The following is a 22,659-nucleotide window of genomic DNA, read 5'->3' on the forward strand; positions in this document are numbered from 1 at the left end:
ATCCCCAGCCGAGGTGGCCGGGGATTTTTTGGAGGTGTGTTGCTTCGAGAGTTATCGCCTTACGGCCTTGAATATCCCGAGGGTCCTGTTGCCTTGCGAGACTTTGACGAGGTAGGCGCCTTGACGCAGGGTGATGTGGAGTTCGTTCCCCTGCACTGCGCGAAATTCCGCGATGCGGTGGCCTTGCATGTCGAAGATGCTGATATCGTGCGCGCCGCCGTCGATGCCCTTGAGAAGGAGCGTGCTACCGTCGATACGGCCGCTAATTGCGTTGCGCGGTGTCAAGGATTCGACGGCGGTGGTGCCCTCGGTTCCTTCCGCGCTGGAAGATGTGCCTTCTGCTGCGCTGGAAGACTGTGGCCCGACGATTTCTGCGCTTGAGGAGTTGACGTCGGCGAAGGATTCTTCGCGTAGTCCTCCGACAATCTCGATATCCGGTTTCGGGGGCATGTCCATGCCGTAGCCGAGGAAGTAGTCGAGCATGCTTGCCTGCACATAGCCCTTCGCAGTAGTCCCCATGCGGTAGCAGGGGTTCTGCATCAGCGAGTAGAAGCGGTGTTCGCTTGCGATGTCTGTCGTGAATATCACGAGTTCCTTCGTGTCGTAGTTCACGAGGATTGATTCTTCGCGCCAGTCACCGAAGATATCCCCGTGGAACATTCCCACGCCCCTCTCGCTCCCGCTGCTGCCGTAGATTTTCCATGTGGTTGCCACACGGCCAACCGACTTGTTCTTGTAATCCCACTTTTCGATTTTTCCGTCATTGTAGCTTTCTGCCGCGAGATCCCCGTCCCACCAGTAGCGGAGTACGGGGTACAGGTAGTTGCTGGCGATAAGTTTGTTGGTGACGCCGTTGTAGGTTCCCTGGAAACTCCAGACTTCGAATCCGTCGTAATCGGGGTCGATGTCACCGATGTTCCCGCGTGCGACGTCGCACTGGCCTGCGCAGGACTCGTCGCCGTAGTGGGTCCAGATGACCTTGCCGGTGGAGGCGTTGTAGTAGTATTCGAGCAGGTTTTTCGGATGGTCCTGCTGTATTCCGTAGCCCATCATCACCTTGTCGCCCTTGTTGAATGCCCCTACGTACCAGCGGTCACCGTGAACGACTTCGGGAATCTGGTAACGCAGGCTTCCGTCGCCGTTCAGTGCGTAGCCCATGTGCAACACTTCGTCCTTGCCGTCGTAATCCACATCGGCGATTCTAATCTGGTGCGCTTCGGCTCCGCCGCCGCTTTTGCGTGCATCGTGCTTCCACTGCTGCGTGAGCTTTCCCTTCTCGACGCGGTAGGCGACGGTCATGCTGTTGAAGCTCTTGTCCGCATTCCTGTTCTTTATCCACGTGACGACGCTCGGGGTTTTTCCGTCGAGATAGGCGATTTCCATCATGCAGGCCATCGGACCGATCGAGATGTAGTCATCGGGGACAGGAGCGTATGTTTTCAGTGCGCCGGTACGCCCGTCCAGGACGGCTATGGCCTGGGCGTTTGTTCCACTGAGCGTGAATTTTTTGCCATCACCGAAGGTGACACCGTCGGCTATTCGCACGATAACGTCGGCAAAGCCGTCGGAATCGATATCATAGACGGTTGCCCCGTCCCACATGCCCACGTCGAGCGTTGATGCGCCCGGTGTAATGTTGTTCTTGTTCTCGCTGTTCGGGCCAAGATCAAGAGTCCACAGGTACTTTCCCTGGCTCGAGTATGCCTGCAGTTGCTGGTGGTCGAGTGCGGGCTGGTCGAGCAGGTAGTCGTATGCGCCATCCCCGTCAAAGTCGCCCACCCACACGAAATGGACGGTGGATGTGATATTTGGGACGGGAACGGTGACATACGCTCCGATTCCCTTGTTCGCGGGCATGGTGTAGCTGCCGTTTGTTCCGAGTTCTACGCCGTTCAGTACCTTCTTGACGGAGTAGGTGTTGGCCTTCGAAAAGTCGGCGGTACCGTCGGTGAAATTTGTACCCTTGGTAAGTACGGTCTGGTTCAACTTGACGGTTTTTCCATCGGTTGTTCGGTAAACGTTGAATCCGAGGTCGCTTTCGTCGGTGGCGAGGCTTCGCCAGCTGACAAGTGCGCTGGAATTGTTCTGCCGTACGGCGACAACGCCCCTGTCCAGGTATTCAAATTGCCTTTTGACGAGAGCCTCGCCTGCGGCGAGAGATTCGCTTGCAATGCCTGCCCCGGCAATGCATGTGGCGAGAAGGGTCTTGCGTAACATGGGTTACTCCTTTTTGATTTTTTAACATCCCTGATGACGATACTACGTAGTGTACTACCTTTTTATCGTTAATGTACTACAAAATGTACTATAAAAATTTATAAAATGCAAGAAAAAATTGAATAATTCTCAAATTTTAGCAAAAAAATGGGTAAATAGCATATATCTTTGTTTTTACTATACTATGTACTACATTTTTATGTATATTTAATATCATGAATACCTTCGTAAACATTTTCGAGTTTACCAAGTTCCGCAAGTTCCTGGCAGAATACCAGGAGCGCCGTCAGGCGGCGGAGCCTTCGTTTTCGCGTACCGAGTTCTGCAACTTGCTGGGACTCCCGAATACCCGCAGCTATTTCAACGACGTGGTGCAGGGCAAGCGCGTGACCGACAACATGCGCGAGCGCTTTATAAACGTTATCGGGCTCAAGGGGAACGAGGCGAGGTATTTCGAGGCGATGGTCGATTTTGACCAGGGGAAGACTGCCCAGGTGCGCGAAGCGGCGTTCGATGCCATGATGCGCCTGAACAAGAACCCGCAGGCGATTGTGGACCCGGACAGCTACGAGTTCTTTGGCAACTGGTACAACAGCACGGTCTACGCGATTCTCGAGGTGATGGATGTGGGCGACGACGTATCGGAACTTGCGGCGAAGATTTTCCCGCCCGTGTCCGAGAAGCGCCTGAAGGCAAGCCTTGAACTCATGCAGAAGATGTCGCTCGTGCGCAAGGACGAACGCGGATTCTGGAAGCCGACGAAGGATAGTCTTGCCACGGTGCAGCAGAGCAAGAGCCAGATGGTACTCCAGTTCCAGAAGCAGTGCCTGGAACTCTCGAAGCAGGCGCTGGAGTCCGAAGGGAGTGAATCCCGCGACATGACTACGTTCACGTTCGCGGTTTCGAAATCCGCACAGGCGAAGGTCGAGAAGGCTGCCGAAAAATTCAAGGCGCAGGTGCGCCAGATTGTGATGGCCGATAACGAGACGCCGACCGTTGTGGAACATGTGAACCTGCACGTGTTCAGCAACATCCGCGAAAACAATAAACCGTCCGGAACGGACGAGGCGTAGGGAGGAAGGAATTATGGAATGCTTTAGGAATATGATTGGTTCGGGGCGACTCGCGTTTGCTTTTGCCGCGGTGTGCGTGCTCGCCTTCTTTGCGGGCTGCAGCAATACGTCTTCTACGGATTCCGCGGGGATTTTGATTGAGACGAATACGGGCAACAAGGGCGTTGCGCGGATTCTTGTTTCTACCGAAAATCTGGATGTTGTCGTGGGCGATACCGTCGTGGTGTTCAAGGCGAGCGCCGATACCGTAGACGATACTTTGTATGTAGATACGGTGGACTACAGGCATGTGACGACCTCGATTGAGTGCGCATCGGGCGTGATGGCGCTCGATAGCCTGCCCGTGGGCAATTACGAATCCGTTTCGGTGCACCCTCTGGAAGGTGACGTGCGTTCCGTGGCTGTTTCCTGGAACGTCGAGGAAAATTCCACGAATATCGACCGTGCGCTGGAAGCTGAATTCAAGGGCGCTGTCGCGCTCGTGCTTCCTGAGGGTTTTGAAGATTTGGCCGGTTCGGACGAGGTGTTCGAAAGCATGCCTTTCGCGGTTCGGCTCCCGGATGTGAAGAACCCATGCCTGCTGGATGCTGACGGCAACATGGTGCGTCTCAGCCGTACCGAGCTTGCAGATGCCCCTACGGCGAATGTTTCCGATTCTGCTGTTTATTGGGGCGTGCTGCCGCGGGTAGCCTTCGACGAGAATGGCGCGATTTCCCTTGACATCGTGGAATCGTGCCAGTCCAGCGACCGGATTAACTTGGCTCTGGCCCGCTATGTGGAGCATTTCGATTCGTTCAAACCTTCCGAGGCGGTGCTCGCTACCGGCAACGGGCTTGCGTCTGTGCTCGGCAATTCACGCTGGACGGATTCTACCGACAACTGGTTCTACATTCCCGATTTCAAGCCCTTCTCCGAAGACGGCTACTACATGGGGCTTTCCATTTGGTTCAATATCGATTCCATGCAGGTGAGCGAGTACGCGCAAATTATTTCTGCCAAGAATGACAGTACGGGTTTTGCACTGCAGAAGCGCGGTGCTACGGGTGCGGTGAACCTCAGGCTCGATACCAAGACGGGGGCGTATAACGCCCTGTTCGGTCGCGCAAACGGGGTGCTCGACGGTAAGTGGCATAACTACTCGTTCAAGATTCACGGCGATAGCGTAACCACGTTCATTGACGGAACGCTGCTGGAATCCAGGCAGTTTGATTCGGGCGAAGGCTTTGCTGCCGCATTCAACCCCACAATCGGTTATGGCGGTATCCGCGGTGGTGTCGACGAGGTATTCTTCTTCGATGGTACGCAGTCCAACAACTGGATGCGGCTCTTCTACGCCCTGCAATATGCGGTTATAAAGGAATAAACGGGCGTTTAAGGCGCCTTTCGTGGCACATCTTGCGAAATGTAGACTTTTTTTAAGCAAAACGTTGTTAAAATCTCATAATATTATTCTAAAATATTGTAAAACTATTGACTTTTAATTGCCAAAAGTGTAGATTTTTTATATATTCTCTGGAAAGGAGTGTGGTATGGGTGTATTGGAAACATTCAGGGCGGCGTGTGTCGCCTTATCTCTCGCGGCTGTTGCCGCATTTGCGGCCTCGGTCGCCGTTCACGATCCTTCCGTCATTGTGGTCTATAAGGACGCGGGCGGGAATTCGTATCCTGAAAACGATGCGGCCAAGTCGCGGACGAAGTATTATTACATATTCGGGACCATGAACGGGGCGGCATATTCCCGCGATATGCTGGACTGGACCCCGTTTACGCCGCAGCTTTCGAGGGGCGGCACGGTGTATGTCACTGGCAACGAGGCCAAGGACGATTACTACAGCGTGTTCAAGGCGGAAGCCGACTATGCGGAACATACGAATTCCGCGACCGCCAAGGGGAACCTGTGGGCGCCCGATATCGTGTGGAACAAGAAGCTGAAAAAGTGGTGCCTGTACTTTTCGATGGCGGGCGAGGACTGGAAAAGTTCCATTGTGCTCCTGACATCCGACAAGATCGAGGGGCCGTACGAGTACAAGGGTGCGGTCGTCTACGGCGGGATGGACAAGCAGACGGCGGGTTCTGCCGCCAATGCCGACTACGCGAAGGTGACCGGTTCTTCGACAATCGACGAGCGTTACTATATCGCGAACAACGGTGTCACTAATTTGGGCAAGTGGGATGGCGGCTATGGTTCCAGCTGCATCGACCCGAACGTGTTCTACGACGAGGACGGAAACCTGTGGCTCCTGTACGGTTCGTGGAGCGGCGGGCTTTTCCTGGTCAAGCTCGATGAGTCTACCGGTCTCAGGGACTATTCGTACAAGTACGGGAACAATGGCGCTGCCAAGTGGAGCGGGACTTCGATGCTCGAGGACCCTTACATGGGCATCCACGTGGGTGGCGGTTATTATGTGAGTGGCGAGGGTTCGTACATCCAGTATTTCAAGGATGCGGATGGCAATGGCTACTACTACCTGTTCGTGAGTTACGGGTTCTATTCGCCCGAGGGCGGCTACACCATGCGCGTGTTCCGCAGCAAGGACGTGAAGGGGCCCTATGTCGATGTGGATGGGACTCCTGCGATTTTTGAAAAGTTTATCCTGAACTATTGGGGCAATACTGACCGCGGATTCCCGATTGTCGCGAATTACCGCTGGAGTTTCTGGGCCGAAGACCGTGCCGAAATTGCGGATGGGCACAATTCGCTGTTGCGCGACGACGATGGTGGCATGTACCTGGTTTATCACCGCAAGTTCAACAACCATACGGGTTGGCACAATGTCGAGACTCACCAGCTGTTCTTTAACAGGATGGGCTGGATTGTGGCGGCACCTTTCGAGTATCACGAGGGTTACGGGCTACCGGCGCGTTCGCTCGACCGCAGCGATATCGCGGGCCCGTACAAGGTGATTATGCATAACCCGCCCAGGAACAACCCGCAGACCTGGGAAGATTCCGTGGCGGTGAACCAGGAACAGAACATGCAGCTCAATGCCGACGGTACGGTGACAGGCGCCTACACGGGAACCTGGGATTACGACTATGCGAAGGGCCGGAGCTACGTGACGCTTACTCTGGGTGGAACTGTCTACGAGGGCGTGGTGCTTGACCAATTGCAGAACGATATGAGCAAGCGGACGCTTACGTTCTCGGCGATGAACAAGGCGGGGAACCGTGCCTTCTGGGGTTACCGTGTGCCGAAAACCGAGGTGCTGCAGGATGCCCGCTATTACGGCGACAGCGTGAAGTTCGTTGGGAAAAAGGACTTTAGCACGGCATGGGATGCCTACGACGAATTTGAGTCCGTGAAGGTAAGCGGAAACTTTGTCACGGAATTTGAATTCAGGAACAAGGTAAAGAGCGGTGCCGAAAACTGGAACAACTGGGTGCTCGTCTTTAGGAACGGTGGCGACATGTGGTACCTGCGTGCCGACGGCTATTCCGTGGAAACGCTCGGTGGCGAAAATACGGTGCACTACTGGAATGCCTGGGGTGAAAACTGGGATGCCTTCAAGAAGATGTATGACGGTGCAAAAGTCCGCCTGCGTGCAGAAAAGGACGGCTACCTGATCAATGTGTATGCGTTCTTGCGCGGTGCGGCGAAGGATGGATCCGACTCGCTAGTGTATGCGGTTACGGCTACGGGGACACCGGTTGGCGATTACGAAATCTTGCTCGGTGCCGACGCGGCGTCGCTCGAGTTGAGCCGCGTTGCCTACGGAGCACTTGAAAATCGCATCGTGGCGGGTACGATAAACGACGGTGGCGAATACAATGTAGCGTTCAATGCGCAGAAGACGGCTGAATACAAGGTCTCGGGCGACTTTAGCGCAACATTCCGCTTTATGAATTACGGAAACAAGCCGGTCTATGGGCTTGCCGATGCGAACAAGGTGAACAACTGGGACAATTACATTGTGCGTGCGACTGCCGGCGGGGCGACGACGCTGTTGCGTGCCGATGCCTTTGCGATGGATAACGCGGGGACGTTCGATTACAATTTCGACTGGAACTGGGACGATTTCGCTGGCATCATGCGCAACGCCGAAGTGGTGATGGATGTCTCGCGCGAAAAGGATGTCGTTACCTACTCGGCCCGCATCACGGCGCAAGATGGCAAGGCGTATCACTACAAGGCGGTAAACAGGGGCGCATCGACTGCCGAGATGTCGCTCGGGTTTACTTGTGAGAAGAGTGTGGTCGACCTGCTTTCGGTTTCTGTGAATAGCGTGGCGGGCGACAGCACGCAAATCCATGTGGAAGATCCTGATTCTTCGACCACGTCGTTTGCGGTTCGCAATGGCGTTGAAACGGGACGCAGCCTGCAGGATATGCGTGGTGCGAAGGTTTACGATGTTCGCGGTCGCCTTCTGGGAACTGCGGACAGCCCGCGGGTAAAGGAAATGCGTTTGCGCAAGGCCCGACAGCCCGTTTTTGCGAAGTAACAAAAGCACCGCAGGTGCCCACGAAGAAACTTGTCTCCGTTGTCTATGGACAACCGGAAGTGTGGTGGTGAAGGTACTATTTGGAGTGCCGGAGATATATTATAGGTGCAGGTTCCCGGTGGTGCGGGGGCCTGTAATTCAAAAAAAGGATTGGATGATGAAAAAGTTGTGGATGTTTGGGCTTTCGCTCGCGCTTGGAGTGGGCATGTCGCAGGCGGCTCGCCAGATGGAATGGCTGAACCGCGGGCTTGTGGCGGTTAAGACCGGCGGGGGCGTGTTCCTCAGCTGGCGCGTCCTTGGGACCGATGGCTCCGAGACGGGCTTTAACCTGTACCGCGATGGCGAGAAAATCGCGAGCCTCAGCGGGACACAGGCGAGCAACTATATCGACGCGAAAGGGACAACCTCGAGCAGGTATTCCGTAAAGGCAGTCATAAACGGCAAGGAACTTGCATCTGACGATGCCGTACCCGTTTGGGGCGAGCAGTTCTTGACTGTGAACCTGGACAGGCCTGCAGGCGGTAGCGACTACACCTACAGTCCCAATGATATTGCCGTGGGCGATGTGGATGGTGATGGCGAGTTCGAGTTGGTTCTCAAGTGGGATCCGAGCAATTCCAAGGACAATTCCCAGAAGGGAAAGACGGGCAACGTCATCATTGACTGTTACAAGATGAGCGGCAAAAAACTTTGGCGCATCGATCTGGGCGTAAACATCCGTGCGGGGGCGCACTACACGCAGATGCTCGTGGGTGACTACGATGGCGACGGCAAGGCGGAACTTGCCGTAAAGACAGCGCCGGGAACGAAGGATGCCAGCGGAAAGTACCTGAGCAAGGGCGCAGCGGCCAATGCGGCACATACCAGCGATTACCGCAATTCGAGTGGATACATTCTGACCGGTGACGAATACCTCACGGTTTTCAACGGCGAAACGGGACTTGAAATGGCGACCGTCGCCTATAATCCAGGGCGCGGTACGGTAAAGAGCTGGGGAGACAGTTACGGGAACCGCGTCGACCGCTTCCTTGCGACAAATGCCTATCTCGATGGCAAGAAACCGAGCATGGTTTTCCAGCGCGGCTATTACACGCGCATGGCGCTCACGGCCTACGACTGGGACGGAAAATCGCTGACGCAGCGCTGGTACCACAATTCGGCGACGAGCGGCAAGGAATGCTACGGGCAGGGAAACCATAACCTTTCGGCGGGTGACGTGGATGGCGACGGATTTGATGAAATCATGCAGGGTAATTGCGCTATCGATCACGATGGTAAGTTCATGTACCGTGTAGGTTACGGTCACGGTGATGCAATCCACTTTGGCGATTTGGACCCCGACAACGAGGGCCTCGAGGTTTGGCAGGTCCACGAGGAAAAGCCCTACGGCTACAACTTGCACGACGCACGTACTGGCAAGGTGCTTTTCTACGAAACCAGTTCGGGCGATAACGGGCGCGGTGTCGCGGGCGACGTTGATTCCAACAGCCGCGGACATGAGCTCTGGTCTGCTGCAAACTGGAACACCTATACGGCTAAGGGAAAAATCTGGAAGTCCGACAAGCGCCCCGCCTACAACTTCCGTATCTACTGGGATGGTGACCTGCTTGACGAACTTTTGGACAATACGACTATCAGCAAGTGGGACCATGCAAAGCAACAGAGCAATACGCTTTTCCAGATGCAGGGCAACAGCTGCAATACCACCAAGGCGACACCGAATTTCAGCGGTGACATTCTGGGTGACTGGCGCGAGGAAGTCATCTTGCACGATGGAGCCTCCAAGCTTTACATTTACACGACGACCGCGCCTACCGAACATCGCATGTACACGCTTGCGCACGACCCGGTTTACCGCAATGGCATGAGCTGGCAGAATACCGCCTACAACCAGCCGCCGCATCTGGGTTTTTGGCTGCATGGCAACAAGGGCAAGTTCCCGAAGCCGGACATTGTGCTGATAGGCGACAACACGCCGAAGGCGGCCGCGATTGTCAAGCAGGGCGCAGGTAGTTCGAGCCAGGTGATTGTGAAGGGTGATTCGATTGTCCCGTTCACCTTCGCGATCCAGCATGCGGACGGGGCGAATGTTGACGGGCTCCCGGCAGGCGTGACGGCCGTGTGGAATGCGACGACATCATCGCTCTATTTTAGCGGGACTCCCGTTGTCGAGGGCGAGTTTACCTATACGATTACGACGAAAGGCGGGAATGCTGACTTTGGCGAAGCGACTCGCAACGGAAAATTCACCATCCTGAGTGTCGTGGAATCGGGGCCTGCTCCTCTTATGGTTCGGAGCGATATCGAGGCGGCGGTACCGACCGATGCAAAGGGAGCCTTTGCCGACAATCACGAGAATTTCCGCGGCACGGGATTCTACGATTTCGAAAACAGTCTCGATAGCTACGGCATTTACCACCTGGTTTCGCCGAAGGAATACAAGAATGCAACGATGGTGCTGCGCTACGCCCACGGCAAAACGGATACGCGTCGCATTATGGTGAAGATGAATGAAGACCTGGTCGGTTCGCTGACGTTCAAGCCCACTGCCGATTGGGATACCTGGGATAGCGTCTCGGTGGGTGTTTCGCTCCAGAAGGGGTTGAATGTGCTTTATCTGAAATCGCTGGAAGAGGCGGGTGCACCGAACATCGATCAGATCGGTTTTGATGTCGAAGGCGTGGTGCTTTTTGAGGATTCAACGCAACTCTCGGCGATAGACACCTTGAGCGCTGAAGTCGCGGGAGACTCTTCGGGAACGACGGGACTTACCCGTGGCGATTACACCGCAGAAGACGACTTTGCAGGTAACATTCGCGTTGCTGCCGGAATACACCTGAATCTTGCAGATGGTACGCTGATTGCCCGCGAATCGGGGTATGCCCAGGTGGATTTCTTTGACATGACTGGCCACCAGGTGGCGCGCCTTGCAAGAAATGTTCCGGCAGGAGCGTCTGACTTGTCCCGCGAAATCAGGGCTCTCCCCGAGGGCGTCTACATGGTCCGTGTCAAGTTCAATGGTCGCACGATGCAGAATGCGGTGCAGGTAAGAGTCGAACGGTAGTTTCCTAACTAAACGATACGTCCCGGCGGAAAGCCGGGGCGTTTTTTTTTTTGCACCGCAGGTGCCCGCCGTAGTCCGCGGACAACTGGAAATTTCTTTTATCCTACCCCCGGAGCAAATCCGAGGGTATTTTTGTGGGCAGAAAGGAGTTTTGTATGGGATGTTTGAATTCTATTCGCGTATTGGGCCTCTCGGCGGCGCTTGCCTTTGCCGCATCGCCCGTCATCAGGGTCGATTTTGACATGAGCGGCCGCAATTCGAGCGAGGTTACGGAACCGAATTACGTGCCCTGGGTGGTTTCGGGTGTCGCTTCGAAAGATACGACGCTTTCGGGCGTGAAGGTGAATGTCGCCGGAAGCGCGAACCTCAAGGCCAACTGGTACAAGGCCGGGGTGCAGTCCCCGAGCTATGCGCGCCTTGTATGCGATGGCGTGATGGTTGAAAACGGCGGGGCGATTACGCTCACCTTCTCGAATCTTGCGGCAGGAACGCACAGCCTCCTTTTGTACCTGAACAATGTCGATGGGACGGCGGCAAGCAACAGCATCGATGTCTATGTGAACAACTCGAAGCAGGCGTCGGTCAAGCCCACGAATCGTGCGCTCTCGACAGGCGAGGCGGCGATTGCCTACGTGACTTTTAATGTAAGCGGTACGGGTGCTTCGACCGCGATAAAGTTGAATACGGGCACGGTTACCCTGAACGGCTTTGAACTGGACGTGCCCAATGCGGCGGCACAGGCGACAGGGCCTTCGCCTGCGGATCTGGATTATCACGCTCCGCACGAAAACGGAGCGCTGACGCTTTCGTGGACGGCGGCGAAGTCGGCCGTAAAGCATCGCGTCTATTTCGGGACGGATTCGGCGGCTGTGCTTGCGGCAACGCCCTCGAGCACTGCGATTTACAAGGGTGAACAATCCGGCAGTTCGTATAAGGTGAGCGGTACGACTCCGCTCCAGACATACTACTGGCGCGTAGATGAGGTCGATGCGAACGGAACGGTCACGGCAGGGAATGTCTGGTCGTTCAAGCCGGGCCGCGTCGCGTTCGAAGGTGCCGAAGGTTATGGCCGCAACGCCTTGGGTGGCCGCGGTGGCAAGGTGGTGTACGTGACGAACCTGAACGATGACGGTGCAGGCTCCTTGCGCGAGGCGTGCACGGCGGAAATTGGCCCGCGTACCATCGTGTTCAAGGTGTCGGGCATGATCCAGCTGAAATCGCGCCTGGTCTGCAATCAGGATTACGTGACGATTGCGGGGCAGACGGCTCCCGGCAAGGGTATTACCATCAAGAGCGCCCCCATCGGGTTCACGGGCAAGGACATGGTCATCCGCTTCATGCGCGTGCGCCTGGGCTACGGCGCCACCTACGACGGTATGGGGCTCACCGGCGGCGACCACAGCATATTGGACCATGCGAGTATCAGCTGGACGATTGACGAAGCCTTTAGTAGCCGAGGCGGCAAGAACCTTACGCTGCAGCGCACGCTGATTTCGGAAGCGCTGAACATTGCGGACCACCAGAATTACCCCGTCGGGACGGGACACGGGTATGCGGCGACTATCGGCGGCGATATCGGCAGTTTCCACCACAACCTGCTTGCGCACAATGCGGGCCGCAACTGGAGCCTGGGTGGTGGCCTCGACGGGAACGGCTACTATGCGGGTCGCCTCGACATATTCAACAACGTTGTCTATAACTGGGTGAGCCGCGTGACCGATGGCGGTGCGCACGAGGTGAACTTCGTGGGCAATTACTACAAGGAGGGCGCCGCCACTACCTTGCATGGCTATACATTGCGTGCGCAGTTCGAAGGTACGGGCAAGGGCTCGCAGGCGTATTACTACCACAACAATATTCTCGAGGCTGCGGGCGGCAAGTTCACCTGCGACGGCACCAACGACAATTGCGGTCGCGAGTATTCGCTTTCCGGCGGGCAGGTGCTGGATTGGGAACCATGGAACAGCAAGCCCTTCTTTGCCTCGTATGCGACTGTCCAGAGCGCGAAGGCCGCCTACAAGGATGTGCTGAGCGATGTGGGTCAGCGCATGCCGGTACTTGACAATCATGACACCCGCGTGATAAACGAGACCAAGAACGGAACCTACAGCATGAAGGGCTCCGTGGGTGGCATGGCGGGTATTCCCGACCGCGAAACCGACGTGAAGGATACGGCGAACATCAAGGGCTGGGAACCTTACCCGAGCGAAATCCGGGCCGACGACTACGACAGCGATTTGGACGGGCTTCCGGATTGGTGGGAAAATATGTACGGGTACAATCCGAAGTCGAAGAGCGGTGACTTTAGCGAAGCGAACAGGGACCGCCTGGGCGATGGCTGGACGGAACTGGAACGCTACCTGGAATGGATGGCCCGCGCGCACTACACCTTCGCGAAGGGCGAAACCCAGGTGATAGACCTTTCGCAGTTTACCCGCGGTTACGACGGCGGAATTTACACCGTGTCGGCCCCGAGCGGCGTGACGGCGACCGTGAGCGGTTCCAGGTTGACGGTGAAACTCGCCGACAGTTTTGCAGGTGCGGGCTACGTGCAGTTTACGCTCAAGGACAACGCGGGCGATACCTTTAGCCGCTACATCGGCGTGACGCAGGGCCTAGCCTTGAACGCCTCGCAGGGCGAACAGGATGAAAACGATACGACATCTATTGTCGCGGACGATTCGACGGCAACGGATTCTTCGACGACTTCGATTGCGACGTTCTCTCCTGTGAAAATTTTCCACTACACCGTTTCGGATAACATCGTGCGCCTCTACGGCATTCCCGCAAATGCACAGATCCGCGTGACGGACCTGAGCGGCAGAAATCCGATGCTCGGCAAGAATGTGCTGACCGCAGACGGAACTGCTTCGGTGGATCTGCAACCCTTCGGCAGGGGCGTCTATATAGTGAACGTCCGCGGAATGGCCCGCGACGGTTCCCGCCTGAACAAGACCATCAAGGTCATGCGCAAGTAAACCGCAAAAGAATACATCACGCATCCTCGAAACCTAGGCTCAAACGAGCCTAGGCTTTCTTATTTCAAAAGCTTGTTCTCTCCGATAGATTCCAGTACTGTCATCTGCGAAATCGCAATCTGGTTCAGCTTTTGCAATCGTTCTGGCTGCGGCAAGCCTTCCTTGATCAGGACGGAATTCAGCGATTCCATATTCGAAAGGCATATAAGCTGGTTTACCGTCGCATAGTCGCGGACATTGCCCTGCAAATCGGCGTGTGCATCGCGCCATTCCTTAGCCGTAAATCCGAATAAAGCAACATTTAGAACATCGGCTTCGTTTGCGTAAACCATGCTCATCTGTTGCTTTGTAAGTGTTGCCGGAATCAAATTCTGCTTGATGGCGTCCGTATGGATATGGTAGTTGATTTTTGAGAGTTCACGACGTAGTGACCATCCTAATTGAGCTTGTTCCGCAGCCTTGAGGCGTTGGAACTCCTTAACCAAGTACAATTCGAATTCGACAGAAACCCAACTTGCAAATTTGACGGCGATATCATATTGTGCGAATGTCCCGCCGTTAACACCATTTTTAGAAATGAGTCCAATTGCACCAGTTTCTTCAATCCATCGAGAAGGGCTCATAGTGAACGAATGGCTACCAGCTTCTTTTAAAAAGGGGTCGAATTCGACCCCTTTGAAGTCGGGATTGTTCAACATTTCCCATAAACCTAAGTATTCTATTGTATTTTTTGACCTCATCCAATTTTTCACAACATCCTTAGGCTCCACAGGATTCTTTTGCCGAGCAATATCAGTAATGCAGACATAATCGACGCCGTTAACGAGCATTGTTTTGATTTCACGGTTCATGACGTTTATTCGTTTCATCTTTTACTCCTTTTTTGCTACGGACAAGCGTAAAAACCGTAGTGTTTGAAATTTTGGGCACTAGAACGTTTGTGCACTAATAAATATAACTCCACAAGGGGTGAATGTCAAGAGATTTTCGTTTTTTTTTGAAACGAGATTTGAAAAAATATAAATTGTCATTTTATGACAGTTTATGAATATATATTTGTGGTATAACCAAATGGAGGCTATTATGGAACAGAATCAGAAAACTATTAGAGTTATGGGGACGGGCTTTGTCAAAATCTCTCCGGACACCACGAGACTCACTTTTTCTATAGATTCCAAGCACGATTCCTATGAAAAGGCATATAACGAGGCCTCCCTAGGTAACAAAGGTTTGAGGGATGCTCTTGAAAAGCTGAATATTCCGAAGGAATCTCTTAAGACATCAGATTTCTCGATAAGTAAACATCGGGAATGGATTAGCAAGGAAGTCCGGTGGCTTGTCGAATATCATTTGAATCAAAGTCTCTCTATTGAGTTGCCTTTGGATAGTGTTCTTACATCAAAGGTTATGTCGACTTTGGGAGCCGCGTGGCCTGAACTCGAAGTGAACATATCTTTTATCAGGAAAGATTCTCACGATGTCAAGCTTCAAATTCTCGAATCGGCAGTCAAGGATGCCCGCGAAAAAGCCGAGGTGATCGCCATGACGCTTGGACATAAGCTAGGCGGTATCGTAAGTGTCGATTACTCCAGACGTAGCATTGACGTTTATGTTGGTCGGGAAGATTATAACATGGTGGCTGATTTAGCAGAAAGTTCCGGCTCGCAATCTGTTGATTATACCCCTGATGATATTGAAGCAGGAGATACTGTTGAAACAGTCTGGTATTTGGATTAGACAAAATAGAGGATTGATTTTATTGTTGATAAAATCAATAAGGCAACAATATTCAATCTATGATGATGCCTTTTGTAAACATTTTGTCGCGATGCTTGAAGTATTTGTCAAGTTCTTTTTCGACTGCTTTGAAAAATTTTTTCGCATTCGGGTCTACATGCAGTAGCATACTAGCTAAATCACGCATCCAATTAAAGCGCACCATCGAATCTGCGGTGTCGAAAAAATCGCGTGTAATATGTTCTCTAGTCGATTTATGCTCCTTCAAAAGTTCATCAATGGCTTCGTCATCGCCAAAATCGTATATGGTCTTTTCTCCCAAATTAGAGAAATCTGTACTGATGAGTTTCATAAAATAACACCTTTCCTCCCTAATATACCACTTTTTTTATAGAAAGTCAATGTTGAAACAGTCTGGTATTTGGATTAGTATATTACTGAATTTGCGTTCTTTCCTATTTTTGCAGTAAGGGCGCCTTATGTCAGATCGGAACATCATAAATCTTAAATTGTCGATGCGGGCAAGTCAAAAGAGCAGAATTATAGCCATAGTGGCGGCAGTCCTGCTTATTGCTGTGCTGTTTGTAGAAAATTTCTGCCTTGATTTCGATTGTGTGTATATGGGAGTTTCAATCTTTGTGTTTGTCGGAATATCTTATGTTCTCCGTTTCTTCTCTGATATTTTTACAGACATGTTTGCTGGTCTGTTGGCGGCTTCGCTAGGTGCATTTGCAGAGGCTATAATAATATCTATCGCCATCAATTCGATTTTCGACTGTAAATTCGATAAAAACTTTGGAACGCTATTTTTCTTTTGCTACTGTTTGTGCTTATTGTTTATGGTCATTATGCTCATGTGGAAAGAAAGACGCAAAGAAGAACGGAAAAATACTAGCGTCGATAACGGTTAAGCAAGGCTGGTCAATATGGACAAACGATACATTAATAGATTTGGAGATTTCTATCGCCATAGGGCATCCCTAGTTTGGTGCATGGGCTCTTTGGCATATTGCTTTGAGAAAAAAAAGGAATTGCTTAGCGTTCCTGAAAATCTTTGGTCAGCCATTCTTTATCAGATTTCAGATTGTGTCATTGATTTGTATCAGTTCGATTTGGCAATGGAAGAACGCATCAATAATATGGAACGATACTTTAACGATGGCCGAGATGTTGTTAATGATCTTGTTCAGAATGACTCGGAACTTAAGGTTAAAACAGATGCGCTATACGAATATTTGTGGAATGTAAGAGGGTTTACATATGAAATTATAGATTTACACGGAATCCCTTATACAGATAGGCTCTCCACAGAAGAACAAGTAGAATTTGAAAATACTTTTTGGAAAAAGGCAACCCCAAAATTCAAGAAAGCCCATAAGGCCTATCGTGATTTGCTCGCGATAATGGATGATCGGGTTTACAAGATAAGGAAAAGTCTTGTAAAAGACAAAGTCCCTATATCCTTGCCGCATACGCCGGAAAGTGCCATGTTGCCCGAAGAAAAGGCTTTTTACCACCAGGCCAAGGCGATTTGGGATAAGGAAGAATACATTGATATCGAAGAAAATGTAAACTACCTGTGGGTTTATGTTCAGGAACTTCTTGCCAAAAGACAATCGGCGACATTCGAGTTCTTAAAAGGGATTCTCATGCGTCTTTGCGAACGCTACTATACGGAGGAAACGTTCTTCATATCGTGTGGGCCTTATATTGAGGATTTGGCCCTTGAACGTGGTGATGTCAAGTGCTATTTGGACTGGTCAGAAATGCAACGTGTCTATGGACATTGTTCATTAGAAAGTGAATCGCGGGTGGGTGTCGCCATGCGCGAAAATATTCCGCTCCATCCGATGGATATCATAATGGCTACGGGTGGTTATTATTCCAAGTTCATTCGCGATAACTATGCCCTATACAAGTTCTGCCTTTATCAAAAGTTCTCTGAATATGACAATGCGAAGGGCTGGTATAATCTACTCAAGAAACTTCCGAAGGCAGGACATATAAATGCGGTTCAGTGCTATTTGGGCTTGCCTGGTGTCGTATGCGAGTCGAAAGTTTACAATCTGTTTGACGCTTCGGCGGAGCCTGTCTGTAAAACAATAGTTTCTGTTTGCCAAGATGCCGAAAAGATGGCTATTGAAATGAAATCAAACGGTGACTCATGGGAAATAGAGCGTCACGAGCGGATATTTGAGTACTTAAAGGGATATCTTCCTCAGTTAAAGATGTTCCTAGAAGCAAGGCCGCTGTTTGCGAATGGTGAAGTTATTCCCATCTACATTCCTTATAGGGATATAGCGATTTGCCGTGCCGGTGTGGAATCTAAATGCGATGCGGCCGAGATCCAAAGACGGAATATCCGGTTTGTGAACATCGATTCTGAACCCAATCAGGTTGTCGAAGAAATAAAAAGTCTCTTGTAGCCCGTAGGGCTGTTTCGGCTAAGCCATATATTTGCGTTAACCGGCCCCTTAGGGTCGGTTTTTGCAATATTTGCCATTCCAATAATCTATATTGCACGATAAATAGCCCCGTACCGAATGGTTCGGAGCGACCGGAATTTTTGAGTATTTGCTCTAATCTCTGTTTCGAAATCTAGCAGTTTCACAACTTACGAGAATAGGGCAGACTGCTCACGTCCCAATTGGGGCGTGGGTTGTTTGCAGTTATTGGTAAGTTGGGCTTTGCTAGAGCCTCGAAACACAGTAACTTGCAGGCAACTTCGCGCCCTTTTTTTATTGGGTAAATCGTAAGTCAAGTAGAGCGGATCTCGCAACGTTGGAGCCGCCATGGCCGATTTGGACAAGAGCAAGATTCAAGCCGTCGCACAATACATCGACGAGGTTTCCAAGCAGTTTTCTACGGGCAAGGCGACCGAACACAGTTACCGCCCAGCACTTGCGAAACTGCTTGGCGACTTGCTCCCCAAATTCACCATCACGAACGAGCCCAGCCGAATCCAGTGCGGAGCGCCGGATTACATTATCGCGAAAGGGAAAGGAGCAACATCGATTCCTGTTGCCTTCGTAGAGGCTAAAGACATTGGCGATAGTGACCTGGATGGCAACCGCCAGCACAAGGAACAGTTCAACCGCTATAAGAACTCGCTAGACCATATCCTTTTCACGGATTACCTTGATTTTCATCTTTATGAAAACGGTGAATTTGTCAATAGCATCCGAATCGCAGAAATCAAAGGAAATAAGATTGCGCTGATAGACACCAATGTCCCGATGTTTTTGGAAATGGTGGCGCATCTCGCGGAATCAATGCCGCAGAAGATAACGAGTTCTACGAAATTAGCGCAGATGATGGCCGCCAAGGCGCGCCTCCTTGCCGAAGTGATTGAGAAGACTCTCGAAACTGATAGCGAAAAGACAGGTGAGTTGGCGGGACAATGGAAATCTTTCCAGAAAGTGTTGATTCACGATTTGACGGAACGGCAATTTGCCGATATTTACGCACAGACAATCTGCTATGGAATGTTTGCAGCAAGGCTCCATGACGATACTCCCGACACTTTCAGTCGAGAAGAAGCGGCTACACTCATTCCCAAGACAAATCCGTTCTTGCGCAAAGTTTTCCAGAATGTTGCCGCATTCGATGTAGATACAAGCATCGCATGGATTGTTGATGACCTGGCAGAAACATTCCGGGTGACGGACATGCCGAAGGTCATGAAAAATTTTGGAAAGGCTACTGGTCAGGCCGATCCGATGATTCACTTCTATGAAGATTTTCTGCGCTATTACGACCCTAAGCAGAAAAAGGCTTGCGGTGTTTACTACACGCCCGAACCCGTTGTTCACTTTATCGTCAATGCTGTCGATGAAATTTTGAAATCCAGCTTCAATTTGAGTGATGGTCTCGCCGACACAAGCAAGGTGACGATTCGACAAACTTCGAACCTGTATACGGACAATCGCACCAAAGACCACAAGAAATACGAAACGCGAGAATACCATAAGGTTCAAATTCTCGACCCTGCAACAGGAACGGGAACATTCCTTGCCGAAGTGGTCCGTAAGATATATTCTGGCATGGAAAACCAGAAGGGAGCTTGGCAAAACTATGTAGAAGAGCATTTACTCCTACGCTTGAACGGTTTTGAATTCATGATGGCTCCATACGCCGTTGCGCACTTGAAATTAGATATGGTGCTGGCGCAGACGGGTTACAAGGCAAAGCAGGACAAGAGACTCCGCATATTCCTTACCAATTCCCTCGAAGAATGTGACCATGACACGGGAACGCTGTTTGCACAATGGCTTGCGCAAGAAGCGAGCGAGGCGAACCTTGTCAAGCGCGATACTCCCGTGATGGTGATGATTGGCAACCCGCCGTATAGCGTGAGCAGTAGCAATAAAGGCGCTTGGATTCAGGAATTATCGGAAACCTACAAGAAAAATTTAAACGAGAAAAATATCCAGCCGCTTTCGGATGATTATATCAAATTCATTCGATTAGGCCATTACTATGTAGAAAAGAATGGCGAAGGAATTCTCGCATATATTTCAAACAACAGTTTTATAGATGGAATCATCCACCGACAAATGCGAAAAGCATTGATGGAAACTTTTGATGAAATCTACATTCTTGATTTGCATGGAAACACAAGAAAAAAAGAAACCGCTTTTGATGGTGGCAAAGATGAAAATGTTTTCGACATCATGCAAGGCGTAAGCATTAACATCTTTGTTAAGAAAAAACAGGGCGTCATCCTGAGCGAAGCTCGTAAGGGCGAAGTCGAAGGATTTCTAGCCCGCGTTTATCACTATGAACTCTTCGGCAAACGTTTTGAAAAGTACGCTTTTCTGGCTAAAACATCATTCAGCGATATTCCTTGGAAAGAACTCTCTCCGCAAGCACCACAATATTTCTTTGTCCCTAAAGATTTTTCCGTTCAGATTGAATACGAGAAGGGTTTTAAAATAGATGAATTGATGAATACTTTTGCTAAAGGAATTGTAACTCAGCGAGATGAAGCTTCTATTGCATTCACACAAGAAGAGTGTAATATTTTAAAAAAAGATTTTTTGAATTTGAACCATTCTGAAATTCAATCAAAATACAATTTTAAAGATTCTCGAGATTGGAAGATTTCTTTTGCAAAAGAAGACCTGAGTAAAAAAACGGTTTTGTTGACTACTATTGATTATCGGCCATTTGATTTACGGTTCGCAAACTATACAGGAAATTCAAAAGGGATAATGAGCTATCCTAGACATTCATTGATGCGAAATCTGCTGAATGTAAGTAATTGCGCCTTGATTGCAAATAAAACAATAAAATCTGAGGATATTACACAGTATTTTGTGTGTCGAAATATTGTTGATTCTCACATATTGGAAACAATGAATGCTACGGCCAATGTTTTCCCTCTCTATCTTTACCCTACCGAAGGTGAAGAAAAACTCGGCGAAACACGCAAGCCCAATCTAGATGAAACTATTTGGCGTAAAATCGACGCATGCCTAGATTCTTCGACTCCGTTCCCTTCGGCAAGCTCAGGGAACTACGCTCAGAATGACAATTCGCATATTACAACTCCTGAACAGATTTTTGATTACATCTATGGCGTTCTCCATACACCGTCCTATCGTGAAAAATACAAGGAATTTCTGAAAATCGATTTCCCGCGTATTCCTTTCCCTGAAAACAAAGAAGAATTCGAACGCATCGTTTCCATCGGCAATAAACTCCGCAAATTGCACCTGATGGAAGAAATTCCTCCGCAGGCGACCTCCTTCGACATCGAAGGCGACAATGCCGTGAGCGAAATTCGTTTTGAAAAGGGAAAGGTCTACATCAACAAGACGCAGTATTTTGCAAACGTTCCTGAACTAGCCTGGAATTTCTACATCGGCGGTTACCAACCCGCCCAAAAGTGGCTCAAAGACCGCAAGAACCGCACCCTTACCTACGACGACATCTCTCACTACCGTAAAATCATCGCCATCCTTATCGAAACTCACAAGTTGATGCAGAATCTTGATGAAATTGCGGGATAAATTCGTCTTATCAAAAAAGGATGCGGCCCTTTTCTATTCGCCGTAACTGTACGGAGCGTGCACGGTGATGACCAGGCTGTCGGTTTTGAACGAACCCTGGTTCCCGAGACGGAACGTTGCTTGCCAGATGTTAAAGAATCTTGAGTCTGAGGCGCGGTAGGCTTTGTCGGCTTCGTAGTTGTTCTTGATGCGCGAAGTCGAGAACATGTCGGCGATGGCGACGTCTTGGGGTAGGTCGGTCGCCGTGAAGTGCAGGCAGCCTATGTCCTTATGCTCCCATCTTCTAGGGAGGACGTAGAGCGTGTCTCCGTTGCATTTTTCGGGTGATTCGGCCATGTAGAAAGGACAGTCGTTTTTCTTGAGGGCCTCGCGCCGGGTAGAATCGTCCATCCATTCGGGGCATGAGACGCATTTGTAGGTGGTATCGAGATCGTAGTCGTATTCATAGCTTGCGATAGAACATTTTTCGATGGTCTCGAACTCGGTGCCACTTGGCAGTTGCGACCTGTCGAAGTTCGTGTCGAGCGTGTAGCCCTCTAGCGAGTCAAGCCCCTCGGGGAACGAGAAGTAGGCCGTATCGTGGTCGCCGGCAGAAACCTTATGGTATATCTTTGCGTATAAATTAAGGTCTATGTCAAACTTTTTCTCTTCGCCTTTTATGTCAACGAGGGCGAATCGTAAGTGGTTGTCGCTATCGGGGGCAAAGCTTATGCCGTAATTGTAATGCCTGTTGTAGTAATCAAAAGGCGGCATGTTTCTAATAGAATCGCTGTCACCCACCTTGATTTTCGTGACGCATGCGGGGTGTACCGAATCCGCGCTCTCGTTCTCGAGCAGTTTGCAATCAAGCGTTTCCAGGTGCACGTTTGTGATGGAGTCTGTTGCGGTGAACGAAATCTGGAGTGTCGTTGGACGGTGCACTATTTCGGCTGCGGGGAGGCAAACATGGTTTTCGCAGTAGTCGTAGACCGGGTCCATTCCCAAAATGCGGCCTTCATCATCTACGATGATGAGGTCCCCGTTGGCATCACAGGCCCCGAGGATGGTAGCGGCGATTGCGGTCGCTGAAAATATGGCGATTTTCTTGTGCATATCGGAAAAATAACAAAATAGGGGCTGCACAGAGCGTTGTTTCGC

At 51.0% G+C, this 22,659-nt stretch carries 13 protein-coding genes; 9 read left to right on the forward strand and 4 right to left on the reverse strand.

The window, feature by feature from the left end:
* Positions 1–51: 51 nt before the first annotated feature.
* The gene (locus tag B2952_RS05790; RefSeq protein WP_290735222.1) at positions 52–2,217 is read right to left on the reverse strand and encodes a T9SS type A sorting domain-containing protein; all 2,166 of its coding nucleotides are present in this window, start codon (positions 2,215–2,217) and stop codon (positions 52–54) included.
* A gap of 215 nt (positions 2,218–2,432) precedes the next feature.
* Between B2952_RS05790 and B2952_RS05795 the strand changes: the two genes are divergently transcribed.
* From B2952_RS05795 to B2952_RS05815, 5 genes are all read left to right on the forward strand, one after another.
* Positions 2,433–3,290: a TIGR02147 family protein gene (locus B2952_RS05795; protein ID WP_290735224.1), complete on the forward strand. Its 858-nt coding sequence runs from the start codon at positions 2,433–2,435 to the stop codon at positions 3,288–3,290.
* 13 nt (positions 3,291–3,303) lie between these two features.
* Positions 3,304–4,653, forward strand: a complete 1,350-nt coding sequence (locus tag B2952_RS05800) for a LamG-like jellyroll fold domain-containing protein (protein ID WP_290735226.1) — start codon at positions 3,304–3,306, stop codon at positions 4,651–4,653.
* Between the two features lie 166 nt (positions 4,654–4,819).
* The gene (locus B2952_RS05805; RefSeq protein WP_290735227.1) at positions 4,820–7,729 is read left to right on the forward strand and encodes a glycoside hydrolase family 43 protein; all 2,910 of its coding nucleotides are present in this window, start codon (positions 4,820–4,822) and stop codon (positions 7,727–7,729) included.
* A gap of 157 nt (positions 7,730–7,886) precedes the next feature.
* A complete protein-coding gene (locus B2952_RS05810; RefSeq protein ID WP_290781531.1) occupies positions 7,887–10,793 on the forward strand; it encodes a carbohydrate-binding protein in 2,907 nt (968 codons plus the stop codon).
* Positions 10,794–10,948: 155 nt separating this feature from the next.
* On the forward strand, positions 10,949–13,771 hold the full coding sequence (locus B2952_RS05815; protein ID WP_290735232.1) for a T9SS type A sorting domain-containing protein: 2,823 nt from the start codon (positions 10,949–10,951) through the stop codon (positions 13,769–13,771).
* Positions 13,772–13,830: 59 nt separating this feature from the next.
* On the opposite strand, the gene B2952_RS05820 is transcribed toward B2952_RS05815, so the two are convergent.
* The gene (locus tag B2952_RS05820) at positions 13,831–14,640 is read right to left on the reverse strand and encodes a KilA-N domain-containing protein (RefSeq protein ID WP_072798892.1); all 810 of its coding nucleotides are present in this window, start codon (positions 14,638–14,640) and stop codon (positions 13,831–13,833) included.
* Positions 14,641–14,854: 214 nt separating this feature from the next.
* On the opposite strand from B2952_RS05820, the gene B2952_RS05825 reads away from it, so the two are divergent.
* Positions 14,855–15,508: an SIMPL domain-containing protein gene (locus B2952_RS05825; protein ID WP_175549808.1), complete on the forward strand. Its 654-nt coding sequence runs from the start codon at positions 14,855–14,857 to the stop codon at positions 15,506–15,508.
* A gap of 52 nt (positions 15,509–15,560) precedes the next feature.
* Here B2952_RS05825 and B2952_RS05830 read toward each other — a convergent pair whose 3' ends face one another.
* Positions 15,561–15,860 (reverse strand): hypothetical protein, encoded by a 300-nt coding sequence (locus B2952_RS05830; protein ID WP_290735236.1) that lies wholly within the window; start codon positions 15,858–15,860, stop codon positions 15,561–15,563.
* 127 nt (positions 15,861–15,987) lie between these two features.
* On the opposite strand from B2952_RS05830, the gene B2952_RS05835 reads away from it, so the two are divergent.
* The 3 genes from B2952_RS05835 to B2952_RS05845 all read left to right on the forward strand — a co-directional run bounded on the left by B2952_RS05835 (position 15,988) and on the right by B2952_RS05845 (position 21,522).
* A complete protein-coding gene (locus tag B2952_RS05835) occupies positions 15,988–16,419 on the forward strand; it encodes a hypothetical protein (RefSeq protein WP_290735238.1) in 432 nt (143 codons plus the stop codon).
* 81 nt (positions 16,420–16,500) lie between these two features.
* Positions 16,501–17,934 (forward strand): hypothetical protein, encoded by a 1,434-nt coding sequence (locus tag B2952_RS05840; protein ID WP_290781533.1) that lies wholly within the window; start codon positions 16,501–16,503, stop codon positions 17,932–17,934.
* A 366-nt stretch (positions 17,935–18,300) separates the two neighbouring features.
* Positions 18,301–21,522, forward strand: coding sequence for a type ISP restriction/modification enzyme (locus B2952_RS05845; RefSeq protein WP_290735243.1), 3,222 nt, complete (start codon positions 18,301–18,303; stop codon positions 21,520–21,522).
* Between the two features lie 33 nt (positions 21,523–21,555).
* On the opposite strand, the gene B2952_RS05850 is transcribed toward B2952_RS05845, so the two are convergent.
* On the reverse strand, positions 21,556–22,614 hold the full coding sequence (locus B2952_RS05850; protein ID WP_290735245.1) for a hypothetical protein: 1,059 nt from the start codon (positions 22,612–22,614) through the stop codon (positions 21,556–21,558).
* Positions 22,615–22,659: the final 45 nt, after the last annotated feature.

This window comes from Fibrobacter sp. UBA7003, assembly GCA_002449765.1.
Lineage (GTDB): Bacteria > Fibrobacterota > Fibrobacteria > Fibrobacterales > Fibrobacteraceae > Fibrobacter.